Here is a 16,205-nt window from a genome sequence, read left to right as displayed (position 1 = left end):
GGCGGTGTCTGTTGGATGCAAAAAGCGACATCCACCCTACGAGCGTCCAGCCCGGCCTATTTCTGCTCGCTCTGCGGCGTCACTCGCAGCACTTCCTCCAGCGTGGTCAGTCCCGCGGCGATCTTCTGCGCGCCGGACAGGCGCAAGCTGTGCATGCCGTCCTTGAAGGCCTGGCGGCGCAAGGCGATGAGGTCGGTATCGGCGGTGATCAGTGGCTTGATGGCGTCATTGAGCAGCATGATTTCGTAGACCCCAGCGCGGCCGCGATAGCCGGTGTCGCGGCATTCGATGCAGCCCACCGCCTGTTGTGCATTGCTCGGCAGCGGCGCGTTCCAGGGTTTGGTCAGGGCCTGCCAGTCATCGGCATCCAGCTGAACCGGCGCCTTGCAGTGCGGGCAGAGCGTTCGCACCAGGCGCTGAGCCATGACTCCGAGCAATGTGGCGCGCAGCAGATAGTGCGGCACGCCAAGCTCGAGCAGACGGGTAATTGCTGACGGTGCGTCGTTGGTATGCAGCGTGGACAGCACCAGATGCCCGGTGAGCGCCGCCTGGATCGCCATTTCTGCGGTTTCCAGGTCACGGATCTCGCCGACCATGATGATGTCCGGGTCCTGACGCATCAGTGCGCGCACGCCGCTGGCGAAGGTCAGGTCTATGTTGTGCTGTACCTGCATCTGGTTGAAGGCGCCCTCGATCATCTCGATCGGGTCCTCGATGGTGCAGACGTTCACCTCGGGCGTCGCCAGTTGCTTGAGCGTGGTGTAAAGCGTGGTGGTCTTGCCCGAGCCGGTGGGACCGGTGACCAGGATGATGCCGTTGGGCTGGCCGGTCATGCTCTGCCAGCGGCGCAGGTCCTCGGCAGAGAAGCCCAGCTGATCGAACCCCTTGAGCAAGACCTCCGGGTCGAAGATCCGCATCACCATCTTTTCGCCGAAGGCGGTTGGCAGGGTCGACAGGCGCAGCTCGACCTCGCCGCCGTCCGGGGTCTTGGTCTTGACCCGGCCGTCCTGCGGTTTGCGCTTCTCGGCTACGTTCATCCGACCCAAGGTCTTCAGGCGGCTGACCACCGCCATCGCCACCTGTGGCGGGAACTGGTAGACGTTGTGCAGCACGCCGTCGATGCGAAAGCGCACCGTACCCTGTTCACGCCGTGGCTCGATGTGAATATCGCTGGCACGTTGATCGAAGGCGTACTGGAACAACCAGTCGACGATATTGATGATGTGCGAGTCGTTGGCATCCGGCTCCTGATCGCTGGCGCCGAGATTGAGCAGCTGCTCGAAGTTGCCGGCACCGCTGACCTTCTGATCGGTCGCGGTGGCGCCGCTGACCGACTTGGCCAGGCGGTAAAACTCCACGGTGAAGCGCTGCAGGTCGACCGGATTGGCAACGACCCGCTTGATTGGCCGTTTGAGCACGTGGATGAGGTTGGCTTCCCAGCTCTTCACGAACGGCTGGCTGCTGGCGATGGTCACCGCCGAACTGTCCACCGCCACGGCAAGAATCTTGTGGCGCTGCGCAAAGGCGTAGGACATCAACGGTGTGACCGCGGCGACGTTGATCTTCAGGGGGTCGATGCGCAAATAGGGCTGTCCGGCCTGCTCGGCGAGCCAGACGGTGAGAGTCTCGAGGTCGAGTTTCTTGCCGGGCCGCGTCAGGTCGTCGAGTTGCTGGGCGCCCAGAAATTCCAGCGGATGCTGCTGAGCGTTCGCCGCGCTGCGCCGCAACGTCATGCATTGCTCGGCGGTTTCCTGTTGCAGCCGGCCCTGAGCGACGAGATCACGTAACAGGTCGTTGAGGTCGAGAAAGCGGTCCTGGGCGGGGGAATTCAACACGGACATGGGGCCCTTCGAGCAGGATGGAGACGAGGGCCAAGCTTGCCGTTAAACGCGCGTCCTGTCTGCCACGACGGTTCAACTTTGCGCAGTGTCGGCGCTTGACGAAAGATCGTTACGCAGCGTCCTATCACCCGATCGGCCCACGGTGGATCGGTAACTCGATCCACCGTGGGCTTGGCTCTGGCTTACTTCTGCAGCATCTTCCAGGCTTTTAGCGTCCAGACCGTATGCGTCTGGGCTACGCGGGCGTCGAGCAATTCGTCGTCCAGCGGTTGCTGCGCCAACGCATAGAGCTTGGCCAGCTCACCGTAGAGGCGATCGACTTCCGGCAGGTCCAGGGTGGTACGGGCCAGATGCAACCAGACGAGCAGCCGCTCCATGCGTGGGCGCTGTTCGGCGAGGTCTTCGGGTTGCTGCTGATAGCGTTGCAGCTGCAGCGCTGCGGCTTCTTCGGCCAGCTGGCGTGGCAGCCAATTGCCCAGCTCGGCTGCGCCCTGGCGGTTGCCACGGTTATTGCGGCCAACTGTCCAGCCCCGTTGCAGCAACCACAGCGAGGCCTTCAGCGAGAACAGGCCCCAGCGCGGCTGCGCCAGTTCTGCGGCGAAGGCCTCGGGTGCGCTTTTGCGTGCGCTTTCGTCATCCTGCCCGGCTTCGACCCTCGGGCGCCATTCCTGGACGAGCGCGTCGAGCTGCTCGCGCAGCTCACGGCTGGTGGCACGCGGTGCGGCCTGGCCGAGGCTGCCGAGCAGGGCGCGTAGCTCGACCAATTGTTGCAGCCACTCGCCGAGCAGCTTCCAGTGGCCGTTGAAGCGGTATTGCTCGGCCAGCCGCTGGCTGTTGCCCAGCAGATGCCAGGCCAGCGCGGCGAAGGCGTCATCCAGCGGCATTGTCGCCTCGAGAGGCGGCACCGGAAGGCTCAGTGAGTAGCTGTCGGTGTCGTACAAGCGGTAGCCCCGCTCGGCCTTGCTGATATCGCAGGGCATCAGCGCCAGATCGGCCGCGAGCTCGGCGGCCAACTCCAGCAAGGCTTCAGGCTCGCCTTGGCGCAGCTCAAGCTCCAGCTCGCAGATCTCTTCGCTCTGCTTGCCAACGATGACCTTGCCCAAGTCCAGCGCCGCTTCGATGACCACCTTGGTCTTGCCGCGCCCCCAGGCGATTTCGGCTTTCTCGCGCACGAAATCGGTGGTGAAGATCGGCTTCAAGCTCTTCTTGTCCAGCTCGGCGAGGCTGGTGGGCCAGCAATCGTCGGTGAGCTTTTTGGTATCCAGCTTGGCCTTGTCCAGGTACCAGTCCCACTCGTTGCGTTCGGACAGCCCGGCCACGCTCTGGCCGCGGCTTTTCAACGTCTGGATGAACTGCTCGCCGTCGCGACGCAGGCGCAGCGCGACTTTGGCCTGAGCAAGCTCGCGCGTGGGGGTGTCGAAGTATTGGTTGAACAGCTCATGCCGCTGCCAGCCGCTCTTGTTGCGCTTTTTCAGCAGCGGGTGATCGCGTAGCGCCAACAGGGTTTCGCGACTGGCGCGCAGTTTGATTTCGGTTTCTTTCTGCATGGTGCCGAGATGATGCCTATGTTTGAGTGTGACCTACGTCACTTGGTAGCGGCCCTTTGAGGTCATCCGTATACTTGCCGCCTTCTGAAGCCGGGGTGCTCCCTATGCCAATCAATCCTTTCGTCAGCCTGTTCGGACGCTCGCCCATCGGTCCGATGCAACAGCATATGGCCAAGTCCCACGAATGTGCCGCCAACTTGGTACCGCTGTTCCAGGCGATCACGGCCGAAGACTGGGAACGAGTCGAACAGATCCAGAAAGAGATGGCCCGACTGGAAAACGAGGCCGACAAGCTCAAGAAAAGCGTTCGTCAGCACCTACCCAAAAGCCTGTTTCTGCCGGTTCCGCGTTCGGATCTGCTGGAGCTGCTGAGTGTACAGGACAAAATTGCCAACCGTGCCAAGGACATCGCCGGGCTGATGCTGGGCCGTTGCATGACCATTCCGCCGGCCTTGCAGCCGGAGATGATGGCCTTCGTGCAGCGCAGCGTCGACGCCAGCTGCCAGGCACTAAAGGCACTCAAGGAGCTGGATTCGTTGCTGGAAACCGGCTTTGCCGGCCGTGAAGCCACACTGGTAGAAAAAATGGTCGAGGAGCTCGAGGAAATCGAGCGCGAAACCGACCGCATGCAGATCACGGTGCGCCGTGCCCTGTTCAAGCTGGAAAAGGAATTGCCTCCAGTCGACGTGATGTTCCTCTACAAGATCATCGAATGGATCGGTGACGTAGCTGACCGTGCCGAGCGAGTCGGCAACCGTCTGGAACAATTGCTGGCGCGCTGAGGCGCCAGCGTCTTTTCTGGTTCAACAGGTAATTCCTTATGTCCTTTATCGCGGAATACGGCTTCGTACTGCTGGTGCTCGCCTGCGCTTTCGGTTTCTTCATGGCCTGGGGCGTGGGCGCCAACGACGTGGCCAACGCCATGGGAACCTCGGTGGGTTCCAGGGCGCTGACCATCAGGCAGGCCATCATCGTCGCGATGATCTTTGAGTTCTGCGGTGCCTACCTGGCGGGCGGCGAAGTCACCGAAACCATCAAGAACGGCATCGTCGATGCGGAAGTCATTTCGCCGGATCTGATGGTGCTGGGCATGATGTCAGCGCTGTTGGCGGCCGGCACCTGGTTGATGATTGCCACTATGAAAGGTTGGCCGGTTTCCACAACGCACTCGATCATCGGTGCGGTGATCGGCTTTGCCGCGGTCGGCGTGTCCACCGATGCGGTGCACTGGGACGCCATCGGCCCCATCGTGGCGAGCTGGGTGGTGACGCCGATGCTGTCCGGCATCGTCGCTTTTGGCCTGTTCATGAGCGTACAGAAGCTGATCATCAACACCGATGATCCCTTCATCAACGCCAAGCGCTTCGTGCCGCTGTACATGTTCCTGACCGGTTTCATGGTTGCGTTGATGACGGTCACCAAGGGCCTCAAGCACGTCGGCCTGACGCTGAACGGTGGTCAGGGCATCCTCTTGGCGTTCGCCATCGGCGTGCTGGTGATGCTGGTCGGGATCGCACTGCTGTCGCGCATCAAGGTCGACGTCGAGGCTGATCGCACCTTTCACTACGCCAGCGTGGAAAAGGTCTTTGCCGTTCTGATGATCTTTACCGCATGTTCCATGGCCTTCGCCCACGGCGCCAATGACGTGGCTAACGCGGTGGGTCCGCTGGCCGCCGTGGTGGGTGTTATTCAGTCGGGCGGCGCGGCGGAGATTGCCGCCAAGTCGGCGGTGCCGGGCTGGGTGCTGCTGCTGGGCGCGGTCGGTATCGTCATCGGTCTGGCTACCTACGGTTACAAGGTGATCGCCACCATCGGCAAGGAAATCACAGAGCTGACCCCTAGTCGCGGGTTCGCCGCGGAACTGGCGACCGCCACTACGGTAGTTGGTGCCTCCGCCATCGGCCTGCCGGTTTCCACCACCCATACCCTGGTCGGCGCCGTCCTCGGTATCGGCATCGCGCGTGGTATCGGCGCACTGAACCTCGGCGTGGTCGGTTCGATCTTCATGTCCTGGCTGATCACCCTGCCTGCCGGCGCGATCCTCTCGATCATCTTCTTCACCATCCTGCAGGCGATCTTCGTCTGATCCGGCCCGTCGCCGCAGTTTTTGCTTCTTAGGTAAGGCTGCGGCGGCACGTTTCATGTTTCACTGGGTGCCTTCTCAACTGTCTTTCAGGAGGTCGCCCGTGCCCATCCCCTCGCTCAAAGACCAGTTCGCCGCTCTGATTGCCGCGCCTTCGGTGAGCTGCACCCAGGCGCATTGGGACCAGACCAATCGTCCGGTCATCGACCTGCTCGCCGGTTGGCTGGGCGACCTCGGTTTCACCTGTGAAACGCAGGAAATCTCGCCCGGAAAATTCAATCTGCTCGCCAGCTACGGCACCGGGCCGGGCGGACTGGTGCTGGCCGGGCACAGCGATACCGTGCCCTTCGACGATGAACTGTGGACGACCGATCCGCTGCGGCTACGCGAAGCCGACGACCGCTGGTACGGCCTCGGCAGTTGCGACATGAAAGGTTTCTTCGCGCTGATCATCGAAGCCGTGCTGCCATTGCTCGATCAACCATTCAGGCGACCGTTGCTGATCCTGGCGACCTGCGACGAGGAGAGCTCCATGGCTGGTGCCCGCGCGCTGGTAGCGGCCGGCCGGCCGCTGGGGCGGGCCGCAGTGATCGGCGAGCCGACAGGACTGCGCCCTGTGCGCCTGCACAAGGGAATCATGATGGAGAGCATCGAGATTCACGGGCAGAGCGGTCATTCCTCCAACCCGGCCTACGGCCATAGCGCGTTGGAGGCCATGCACGATGCCATGGGCGAATTGCTGACGCTGCGCCGCGAGTGGCAGGGCGAATATGACAACCCATTGTTCGACGTGCCGCAGCCGACGCTCAATCTGGGATGCATCCACGGCGGTGACAACCCCAACCGGATCTGTGGCCAGTGCTCGCTGGAATATGACCTGCGCCCGCTGCCGGGCATGCAGCCGGAGCAGCTGCGCGAGGCGATTGCGCAGCGCTTGCGCCCGGTGGCCGAACGACACCAGGTCAAGATAGACCTGATGCCGCTGTTCCCCAGTGTGCCGGCCTTCGACCAGCCCGCCGAGGGGGAGCTGGTCAGGCTGGCCGAGCGGCTGACTGGCCATGCCGCCGAGGCAGTGGCCTTCTCCACCGAAGCGCCTTATCTTCAGCAGCTTGGCTGCGAAACGCTGGTGCTCGGCCCAGGCGATATCGCCTGTGCACACCAGCCAGACGAATACCTGGATCTCGACAGAGTCGAACCCACCGTGAGGTTGTTGCGCGCAATGATCGAGCACTACTGCCTGCAACCGGCGAGCCGAGGATAGGAGCAGGTTCGGCGATCCTAGAATCGCAGCATGGATCTGCTCCCTTCTTCCCATCACTCGACCCGGCATTCCGGACTGAACAAGCGGTTACCTAAGGCTTCTGCAATGCACAATTACGTCACCTGGCTTCGCGACTCATCGCCCTATATCAACGCGCACCGCGACCGTACTTTCGTGGTCATGCTGCCGGGCGATGCCCTGGAACATCCTAATTTCGCCAACATCGTCCACGACCTGGTACTGCTGCACAGTCTCGGCGTGCGCCTGGTGCTGGTGTTCGGTTCGCGCCCTCAGATCGAGGCGCGACTGGCCGCGCGGGGCATTGAGCCGCGTTTCCACCGCGACCTGCGCATCACCGATTCGGCGACGCTGGAATGCGTGATCGACGCGGTCGGCCATATGCGCATCGCGCTGGAGGCACGGTTGTCGATGGACATGGCCTCCTCGCCAATGCAGGGTGCTCGGTTGCGCGTCGCCAGCGGCAATTTCGTCACCGCGCGCCCGATAGGCGTGCTCGACGGCGTCGATTTCCACCACACCGGCGAGGTGCGTCGGGTCGATCGCAAGGGCATCGGCCGGCTACTGGACGAACGCACCATCGTGCTGCTCTCGCCGCTGGGCTATTCGCCGACAGGGGAAATCTTCAACATCGCCTGCGAAGACATCGCGACCCGCGCGGCTATTGACCTGCAGGCCGACAAGCTGGTGCTCTACGGTGCCGAGCGCGGACTGCGCGACGAGCTGGGCAAGCTGGTGCGCGAGCTGCGCCCGCAGCAGATCCCGGCCTATGTGGAGCGGCTAGGCAGCAGCTACCAGGGCGAGCTGCTCGACGCGGCGGCGCAAGCCTGCAAGGGCGGCGTGCGGCGCAGCCATGTGATCAGCTATGCCGAGGACGGCTCGCTGCTCAACGAACTGTTCACCCGCGATGGCGGTGACGGCACGCTGGTGACGCAGGAGCAGTTCGAGCAGTTGCGTGAGGCGACCATCGAGGACGTTGGCGGGCTGATCGATCTGATCACACCGCTCGAGGAGCAGGGCATTCTGGTGCGGCGTTCACGCGAAGTACTGGAACGCGAGGTGGAGCAATTCACCATTGTCGAGCGCGATGGACTGATCATCGCCTGCGCCGCGCTGTATCCGATCGCCGACTCCGATTCCGGCGAGCTGGCCTGCCTGGCGGTGAACCCCGAGTACCGCCACGGGGGGCGCGGCGACGAGTTGCTCGAGCGCATCGAGGCGCGGGCGCGCAAGCTGGGGCTGAAGACTCTGTTCGTGCTCACCACCCGCACGGCGCATTGGTTCCGCGAACGGGGCTTCGAACCCAGCGGGGTGGAGCGATTGCCAGCGGCGCGGGCTTCGCTCTACAACTTCCAGCGCAACTCGAAAATCTTCGAAAAGACGCTGTAGACCCTTGGTGGCATCCATCACCCAGATGGGTGCCGCTCTGGCTGGCGCTGGTTCTGACCTACGGCCGCTCGCGAACGGCCGTGGGGGCTCTGCGCACTTGCGCTATGCCGGCGTCAAGCAGGTCAGGCTGCACTGGTAGTCCTCGACGAAACTGTCGAAGTCCTGGGTGTCACTGGCTTCCATCTCGGCCTGTTGAGCCAGTGAATCCTGTGCCGTTGTGTCGAACCACGTCATGTCGGCTTCGGGCAAGGCGTTACTGCGGAAGTAATCGGCGTGCTGGCGCGTCTGGCGCAGGGCGAACTGGCTGAAGCTTTCTCCATTACGCTGCAGCGCTTCGAGGACTCGCGCCGAGGGCGTCAGGCTGCTGTCGACGACCTTCGCCTGTTGCTCGGCCACCGCGTGGGCATGCTCGACGCCTCCATGGCTGCGATCCAATAGCGCGGCGACTTGACCGATCTCGGCGATCAGCTCGCTGGCCCAGCTATGCAGGGTGACGTTCTCGCCGCGCCGCTGCAGTTCCAGCCCGGGCTTGCGGCCTTCCTTGACCACCTTCAGGAAATTGTCATTGCTGGCACTGCACTCGCCGTCGACCAGGCAGGGGCTCTGCTGCAATGCGCAGAACAGCAGGAAGGCATCGAGGAAGCGCGCTTCAACGACGTCGATGCCCAGCGGCAGGAAGGGGTTGATGTCCAGACAGCGCACTTCGATGTACTGAATGCCCCGTGCTCGTAACGCATGCAGCGGGCGTTCGCCGGTGGCGGTGACCCGCTTGGGGCGGATGTTGGAGTAGTACTCGTTTTCGATTTGCAGCACGTTGGTGTTGAGCTGCTGCCAGTTGCCCTGGGCGTCCTTGGTGCCCAGTGCCGCATAGGCCGGGTAGGGCGTGGAAACCGCCTTGTGCAGACTGCTGGTGTAGCTGGGCAGGTCATCGTAGCAGGGCGTCAGACCGGCCTGGGCGTTGCTCTGGTAGCCCAGGTCGCTCATGCGCAGGCTGGTTGCCCAAGGCAGGTACAGGGTGTCTTCGTCGAGCTGATCGAGCTGGTGTGACCGACCGCGCATGAAGCTCGCGTCCAGTGTCGGCGAGGCGCCGAACAGGTACATCAACAGCCAGCTGTAGCGGCGGAAATTGCGGATCAGCGCGATATAGCGCCAGGATTGATAGTCCTGCTGCGGGCGGTCGTCGCCCTCGTCGGCCTGGAGTACCGACCACAACGACTCGGGCAGCGAGAAGTTGTAGTGAATGCCGGCGATGCACTGCATGGTCTTGCCATAACGCAGCGCGAGGCCTTGCCGGTAGACATACTTGAGCCGGCCGATGTTGGAGCTGCCGTATTCGGCGATGGGAATCAGCGGCTCTTCCGGCAGGCGGCCGGGCATCGACGGGCTCCAGAGAAACTCGTCATCGAGCTTGCTGTAGGTGTAGCGATGGATCGCGTCCAACTCGGCCAGTGTCCGCTCCGGATCGGTCTCGGTGGCCGTGATGAACTCCAGCAGCGCCTCGGAGTAATCGGTGGTGATCTTCGGATGCGTCAGCGCCGAGCCCAGCGCGCGGGGATGCGGCGTCATCGCCAGCTCGCCATGAGCGTCAACGCGCAGGCACTCGCGCTCGATCCCATGCAGGCATTGCGAAAGCAGCGGAAGGTTAGTGTGCTCGGCCAACAATGCCAGGCGGTGGGAGAGGAGGTCGCTCAAGTTTGGATTCCTTCACGCATCAGTCGGCACAATATGGGGCGGTGAGCGACAAGCTTCAAGCCACAAGAGAGGGCTCGGTGTGCTTACTTGGCGCTCGTAGCGTGTTGCTTGCCGCTTTTAGAGGCAGGCGAAGGTTGATTGCGCCTTGGCCACCAGCTTCTCGCCCTGATGTACTTCGGCTTCCAGCACCTGGGTGCGTCGCCCGCCATGCACCACCCAGGCGCGACAAAGCAGCTCGCCGTCCGTCACCGGGCGGATGTAGTTGACCTTGCATTCCAGGGTCACGCTGTTCGGCGAGCCATCGCCCAGGCTGTGGCTGGCCTGGCCCATAGCGGTGTCGATCAGCGAGAACAGCGCACCGCCGTGCAGCTTGCCGTGCAGGTTGCGCAGGCCGTCATGCATCTTCAGGCTGAGAAGGGCTTCGCCGCCTTCCGCCTTGAGAATCTCCAGGCCTAGCAAGCGCCCGAAGGCGCTGCTGCTGCCGATCGCCTCGGCTTTTGCGGTCATCGCTTATTTCCTAAGGTTCTTGGCGTTGGCGAACAGCGCGGCCATGGCGTTGTTGGCCGGTGCCGGCTTGGTCTCCGGCTTGCGCTCGCCACGTGCGTGGCCGCCACGGTTGTTGCCACCGCCGCGCATGCTGTCCGCTTTCTCGCCGGGCGTGTCGCTCATTCGCATGGACAGGCCGACGCGCTGGCGCGGGATGTCCACCTCCATGACCTTCACCTTGACGATGTCGCCGGCCTTGACCACTTCGTAGGGATCCTTGACGAACTTCTCCGATAGCGCGGAGATGTGCACCAATCCGTCCTGATGCACGCCGATGTCGACGAAGGCACCGAAGTTGGTCACGTTGGTCACCACGCCCTCGAGCATCATGCCCGGTTGCAGGTCGCTGAGCTTTTCCACGCCTTCCTGGAACTCAGCGGTCTTGAACTCGGGTCGCGGGTCGCGGCCGGGCTTTTCCAGCTCCTGCAGGATGTCGCTGACGGTGACCAGGCCGAAGCTTTCATCGGTGAACTGCTTGGGGTCGAGACGCTTGAGGAAGGCCGAGTCGCCGATCAGCGAGCGGATGTCGCGACCGGTGTCCTGGGCGATGCGCTTGACCAGCGGATAGGTCTCCGGGTGCACAGCCGAGGCGTCCAGCGGGTTCTCGCCGTTCATTACGCGCAGGAAGCCGGCCGCCTGCTCGAAGGTCTTGTCGCCCAGGCGCGGGACTTTCTTCAGCTCGCTGCGGGATCTGAACGCGCCATTGGCGTCGCGGTAGGCGACGATGTTCTGCGCCAGGGTGGCGTTCAGGCCGGAAATCCGCGCCAGCAGCGCCACCGAGGCGGTGTTGACGTCGACGCCGACAGCGTTCACGCAGTCCTCGACCACCGCATCCAGCGAGCGCGCCAGCTTGAGCTGGGACACGTCGTGCTGGTACTGACCGACACCGATGGCCTTGGGCTCGATCTTCACCAGCTCGGCCAGCGGGTCTTGCAGGCGGCGCGCGATGGATACGGCGCCGCGGATCGAGACGTCCAGGTCGGGGAATTCCTTGGCGGCCAGTTCCGAGGCCGAATACACCGAAGCGCCGGCTTCGGAGACCATTACCTTGGTCAGCTTGAGCCCCGGCACCTGCTTGATCAGGTCGGCGGCAAGCTTGTCGGTTTCGCGGCTGGCAGTGCCGTTGCCGATGGCGATCAGGTCGACGGCATGCTTGGCGCAGAGCTTGGCCAGCACCGCCAGGGTGCCGTCCCAATCGTTGCGCGGGGCGTGCGGATAGACCGTGGCGGTGTCCAGCAGCTTGCCGGTGGCATCGACGACGGCCACCTTGCAGCCGGTACGCAGGCCCGGATCGAGGCCCAGGGTTGCGCGCGGGCCGGCCGGTGCGGCCAGCAGCAGGTCATGCATGTTGCGCGCGAAGACACCGATGGCGTCGTCCTCGGCCTTGTCGCGCAGTTCGCCGAGCAGGTCGGTCTCCAGATGCGTATAGAGCTTGACCTTCCAGGTCCAGCGCACCACTTCGGCCAACCACTTGTCCGCCGCGCGGCCACGGTTGGCGATGCCGAAACGCTCGCCGATCATCACTTCGCCCGGGTGCATGGTGCCCGGCGCCTCGTCACCCACTTTCAGGCTGACGCTGAGCACGCCTTCGTTGCGACCACGGAAGATCGCCAGCGCACGATGCGACGGCGCGCTCTTGAGTGGTTCGTCATGTTCGAAGTAATCGCTGAACTTAGCGCCTTCGTTCTCTTTTCCCGGCACCACGCGCGCGCTGAGGGTGGCGTTGTGGGTGAGAAAGTCACGCAGCTTGGCCAGGAGGTTGGCGTCTTCGGCGAAGCGCTCCATGAGGATGTACTTGGCGCCTTCGAGCACCGCCTTGACGTCGGCAAAGCCTTTCTCTGCGTCGACGAAACGGCCGGCCTCGCTTTCCGGGTCGAGCTCCGGATCGGCAAAGATCGCATCGGCTAGCTCGCCGAGGCCGGCTTCCAGGGCGATCTGGCCCTTGGTGCGGCGCTTCTGCTTGTAGGGCAGGTAGAGGTCTTCGAGGCGGGTCTTGGTGTCGGCGAGGTCGATCTCGCGCTTCAGTTCGGGTGTCAGCTTGCCCTGCTCTTCGATGCTGGCGAGGATCGAAGCGCGGCGGTCATCCAGCTCGCGCATGTAGCGCAGACGCTCTTCGAGCAGGCGCAGCTGGGTGTCGTCCAGGCTGCCGGTGACTTCCTTGCGGTAACGGGCGATGAAGGGCACGGTGGAACCTTCGTCGAGCAGCGCCACGGTGGCGGCAACCTGTTGCGGGCGCACGCCCAGTTCTGCGGCGAGGCGGGAATTGATGCTGTCCATTGAATGTCCTGCGGGCGGAAATGACGGCCGACCGGCCAGAAAAGCCGGCAAGTATAACTGCCGGCGCTCTGGCTGGGTCGGTTACCGCGTCGTCATCTGAAGTCAGCGTAGGGCAGCAATGGCTCGACGGGCAGGGCAAGATCGCCTCGCCATGGCGCGAAGCTGTAGCGCAGATAGAGCATGGCGCGGCTGGGTGCGTATTCGTCGCTCTGCAACAGGCTGAGCCCACCGCCCAGCACGAAATGATCGCTGAGCCGCCGTTCGAACAGCCCCTGCAGGCGATAGCTGAGTCCACGGCTGGTCGACCCTTCGCTGGTCTGGGTGGCCACCTCTGAATCGATCGCGGCCACCTTGTCCCGCAGCGCCGCCAGCGGATAGTCACGGCTGCCGCTCGATTGCGATACGGACCAACCGACGCTGCTTTCCAGCAGCACGGACCAGTCCTGGTTGCGCCAGGCGTAGCTGATCGGCACGCTGATGGAATTGTAGTTCTGCGGACTCCAGTAGCCGCCCTGGCCGAGAGTATGGCCGCTCAGGTCCTTGTCGTAGCCGAAGTGGATGAAGGTCAGGCCCGTGCGGACGCGCTCGTCGGGGCGGTCGACCAGTTTGTAGTAGTAGCCGGCCATGGCCGTGAGACGGTTGTTGCTGGCGACGTTGTCGCCGAGCAGCCAGTGGTAACCCAGCGACGACCACAGACCATGCGCGCCGCCCTCGTCCCAGCTCGTGCCCAGGCTCATGCCGTTGGCGGTGACCGAGCCCCAGCGGGTTCCGATTACCGGATCGCGAGCGCCGCCGTAGGACAGCAGCGAGTTGCTCATTGGCCGCCGTGACGCACTGAGTGACATGCCGATGGGGCCGATATCTCTTCTACCGGTTACGCCGCCGTAGAAATTGTCGATTTCGAACCCTTCGGTCAGGCCCAGATCCGCCTCCAGTCGCTCATCGCGCCAGCCCCCGGCCAGCAGCGTTGCCGTGCCGCGCTGGCTCTGGCCCGCGCAATCGTCGCGTGCCCTACAAGCGCCAAAGAAAGCATCTTCTTCCAGCTTGCCGGCATCCAGCGCCAGGCGTTCGGCGCGCAGGAAGCTGCGGCCGTTGGCTACTGGGGTTTCCAGGTGCAACAGGGTGGTGTCGGTGAGCAGCTCGGAAATGCCCGGGGTGCCATCATCGTTACGCCAGCCGTGGTCGTGCTGCAGCGTTAGGGTGGTGTCTTGCTGCTGGTGGAGGGCGGCGGTGTCACTGCGAAGGCTGCGGATCAGCCAGTCATCTGCGGCGTTCTGCCGGGTGGCCTGGGTCAGTTCGGCGGTGCTGGCGGATTCTGCCAGCAGGTCGGCATCAATCAGTGCCTGCCGGTAGTAAGCCATCGCCGCGCTCGGATCGATCCCGGCAACAAGCCGCGCGGTGTCGCGCCGGATCAGCGGATCGGGGCGCTGCAGGCCTGCCTCCAGCTGTTGAAGCATCTGCCGCGCCTTGTCCAGCTCACCGACCTCGGCCCAGCTGTTGGCCAGGCGTCGATTGGCGTTCCAGTCATTCTCGGTTAATGCGGGCGGGGTTGTTCGTAGCGCCTGTCTGGCGGCATCCGTTTGGCCCTCGGCGAGCAGAAGTTCGATGCGCATCAGGCGCGCTTCCGGGTGAGTCGGGTCGATGTGCAGTGCGCGTTCGACATAGGGAGAGGCGACCGCGGACTCGCCGCGTATCACCGCCCAATCGGCCAGCACCAACAGATCGTCCACGGAATCGCCGTGCGTGCGCAGCCGCTTCTGCATCAGCTCGACGGCCGCCGCCTCACGGCCGGTGGCGCGTAGCTTGTCGATGCGGGACATCAACTCCCGCCGCTCGAGGCGCGTCGCCAGGGCGTGCATGTCTTCGTCCCAGTCGGACTCTTTGATGCGATGCAGGCTGGCGAGCGCCTGGGCATCGCGCTGTGCACCGGACAGATAGAGCGCGTGGGCGTAGCGCGCGCTGGGATCGTCGGCCTGCCGCTTGAGCAGGTCGTCGAATACCCCATCGGCTTCGATAAAGGCTTGTTGCTGCCGTAAAGAGCTGGCTAGTCGATAGGTCAGCCAGGGGTCGGCTGGCGCCAAGCTGCGGGCCTGCTTCAGTGCAGTGATCGCCGCAGGCTGGTCGCCGCGTTCCAGCGCCTGTTCGGCGAGCAGGCGATAGCGGGCCAACAGTAAACCATTGCGCATCTCGGCGAAGGAATTTCGTTGGCTGGCTCCGAGCGTTTCGATGAACGCCAGCGCGCGTTCTGGCGATTGCGCCTGATACAGGCGAAGCAGTCCGCGGATCGCGCTGGCGTTGCCCGGCTCCCGGCTGAGCAGCTGCTGGTAGCCGGCTTCAGCGTCGGCAAGTCGATTTTGCGCTTCGGCGACTTGTGCCAGCCCGAGCTGGGCGAAGGGGTTGCTCGGTTGTTGCTTGAGGGCGCTGGCGTACAGCGACGCCGCTTCCTCAGTCCGCTTTTGCTCGAGCGCCTGGTCGGCTTTTTCGAGCGTGAGCCAGTAGCGGGTCGAGACGATCAGGTCGTTCCACTTGCTCAGATTGTCGATGTCTTCTTCGTGTTCCTTGGCGCGGCCGAAATACACCAGCGCCTCTTGGCGATGGCCCGGCCGCATCAGCGCCAGGCCGAGGCCGCCCAACAGCTCGGGGTCGTTCGGATAGCCGCGCAAGGCCTGCCTTAACTTGGTTTCGGCGGCCGCGTCCTGCGAGCGATCGAGCAGGCGCAGTCCCTCTTGCCCGGCTCGCCAGTATGGATCGGCCAGCAGCCGCTGGCTTCGTTCCAGATTCGATCGCGCATCGGTGGCAAAACGGCCGGTGGGATAACGCTGAAGGAAGCCGGTCCAGGCTTTTATGCTGGTGTCGTCGATTCGCCGGGTCGCGAGGTATTCGAACTCGCGTTGGGCTGCCGCATCGGTCGCGGCCGGGTTGCGTCCCAGCTCGGCCAACAGAGCGAGGGCCGCCGTGTCCTGTCCATCTTCGAACAGCAGGTTGGCCAATAGCTGACGAGCGGGTGGATTGCCCGGGTATTGCTCGTCAAGGCGGCGTAGCGCGTCGATCGCCAGCGAACGCTGACCCGGCTGAGCGCTGCGCACACGCCAGTACTCGACTGCTAGTTCCAGCGTCGGCGGTTTGTCACCATAGAGCGCTCTAAATCCTTGCAGTGCGTCTTCTGGCCTGCCCGCCATGGCTGCCAGCCGGGCCTGCTGCAGTTGCTGCTGCCCGGCCTCACGGCTCAATGAGTAGAGAACGCGTCCAGCTCGCTCGGCCTCGGTGCCGGCCGCCGACCGCTGCAAGCGCTGTTGCAGCGCTTCCACCTGTTGCGGGTTCCTCTGACGCAGGGCGAGTCGCATTTCGGCCAGCAGCGCACGCGCATCGCCAGGGGCAACGCGCTGTAGACGCGTCAAGGCGTCATGAACCAGTTCGTCGCGGCTCACCGCCTCGGCGGCGCGGATCTGGGCCAGCAGCCATTCGGCCTGCTCTGCCCGGTCCGCCGGTACCTGTGCGTGGCACCACACCGGGAGCAGTGCCGCGAGCAGCAACAATCGATAGCTGCGCAT

The 16,205-nt window shown here is 63.9% G+C and carries 10 protein-coding genes; 4 read left to right on the top strand and 6 right to left on the bottom strand.

The features are described from left to right. Nucleotides 1–56 precede the first annotated feature (56 nt). Together UF78_RS21240 and UF78_RS21235 are read right to left on the bottom strand one after the other, a co-directional pair. Nucleotides 57–1,841 carry a GspE/PulE family protein gene (locus tag UF78_RS21240; protein WP_045164193.1) on the bottom strand — a complete coding sequence of 595 codons (1,785 nt, stop codon included), beginning with the start codon at nucleotides 1,839–1,841 and terminating at the stop codon, nucleotides 57–59. A gap of 182 nt (nucleotides 1,842–2,023) precedes the next feature. Continuing rightward, nucleotides 2,024–3,388, bottom strand: coding sequence for an inorganic triphosphatase (locus tag UF78_RS21235; RefSeq protein WP_045164192.1), 1,365 nt, complete (start codon nucleotides 3,386–3,388; stop codon nucleotides 2,024–2,026). Nucleotides 3,389–3,492: 104 nt separating this feature from the next. Between UF78_RS21235 and UF78_RS21230 the strand changes: the two genes are divergently transcribed. The 4 genes from UF78_RS21230 (at nucleotide 3,493) to argA (ending at nucleotide 8,139) form a co-directional block, all read left to right on the top strand. Beyond that, nucleotides 3,493–4,170: a TIGR00153 family protein gene (locus UF78_RS21230; protein ID WP_045164191.1), complete on the top strand. Its 678-nt coding sequence runs from the start codon at nucleotides 3,493–3,495 to the stop codon at nucleotides 4,168–4,170. Between the two features lie 38 nt (nucleotides 4,171–4,208). Beyond that, entirely contained in the window at nucleotides 4,209–5,474 is a 1,266-nt protein-coding gene (locus tag UF78_RS21225) for an inorganic phosphate transporter (protein WP_045164190.1), read from the top strand. A gap of 100 nt (nucleotides 5,475–5,574) precedes the next feature. After that, nucleotides 5,575–6,732 carry an acetylornithine deacetylase gene (argE, locus tag UF78_RS21220; RefSeq protein ID WP_045164189.1) on the top strand — a complete coding sequence of 386 codons (1,158 nt, stop codon included), beginning with the start codon at nucleotides 5,575–5,577 and terminating at the stop codon, nucleotides 6,730–6,732. Nucleotides 6,733–6,837: 105 nt separating this feature from the next. After that, entirely contained in the window at nucleotides 6,838–8,139 is a 1,302-nt protein-coding gene (gene argA, locus UF78_RS21215) for an amino-acid N-acetyltransferase (RefSeq protein ID WP_045164188.1), read from the top strand. Nucleotides 8,140–8,241: 102 nt separating this feature from the next. On the opposite strand, the gene gshA is transcribed toward argA, so the two are convergent. From gshA to bcsC, 4 genes are all read right to left on the bottom strand, one after another. After that, nucleotides 8,242–9,831 carry a glutamate--cysteine ligase gene (gene gshA / locus UF78_RS21210; RefSeq protein WP_045164186.1) on the bottom strand — a complete coding sequence of 530 codons (1,590 nt, stop codon included), beginning with the start codon at nucleotides 9,829–9,831 and terminating at the stop codon, nucleotides 8,242–8,244. A gap of 117 nt (nucleotides 9,832–9,948) precedes the next feature. Then, entirely contained in the window at nucleotides 9,949–10,338 is a 390-nt protein-coding gene (locus UF78_RS21205) for a PaaI family thioesterase (protein WP_045164185.1), read from the bottom strand. Nucleotides 10,339–10,341: 3 nt separating this feature from the next. Further along, the gene (locus UF78_RS21200; RefSeq protein ID WP_045164184.1) at nucleotides 10,342–12,654 is read right to left on the bottom strand and encodes a Tex family protein; all 2,313 of its coding nucleotides are present in this window, start codon (nucleotides 12,652–12,654) and stop codon (nucleotides 10,342–10,344) included. Between the two features lie 92 nt (nucleotides 12,655–12,746). Continuing rightward, a complete protein-coding gene (bcsC, locus tag UF78_RS21195) occupies nucleotides 12,747–16,205 on the bottom strand; it encodes a cellulose synthase complex outer membrane protein BcsC (protein WP_045164183.1) in 3,459 nt (1,152 codons plus the stop codon).

This window comes from Stutzerimonas stutzeri (assembly GCF_000952685.1).
GTDB classification, from domain to species: domain Bacteria; phylum Pseudomonadota; class Gammaproteobacteria; order Pseudomonadales; family Pseudomonadaceae; genus Stutzerimonas; species Stutzerimonas stutzeri_E.
The sequence above is the reverse complement of the archived record's forward strand: the minus strand, read 5'-3'. Positions and strand labels throughout refer to the sequence as shown.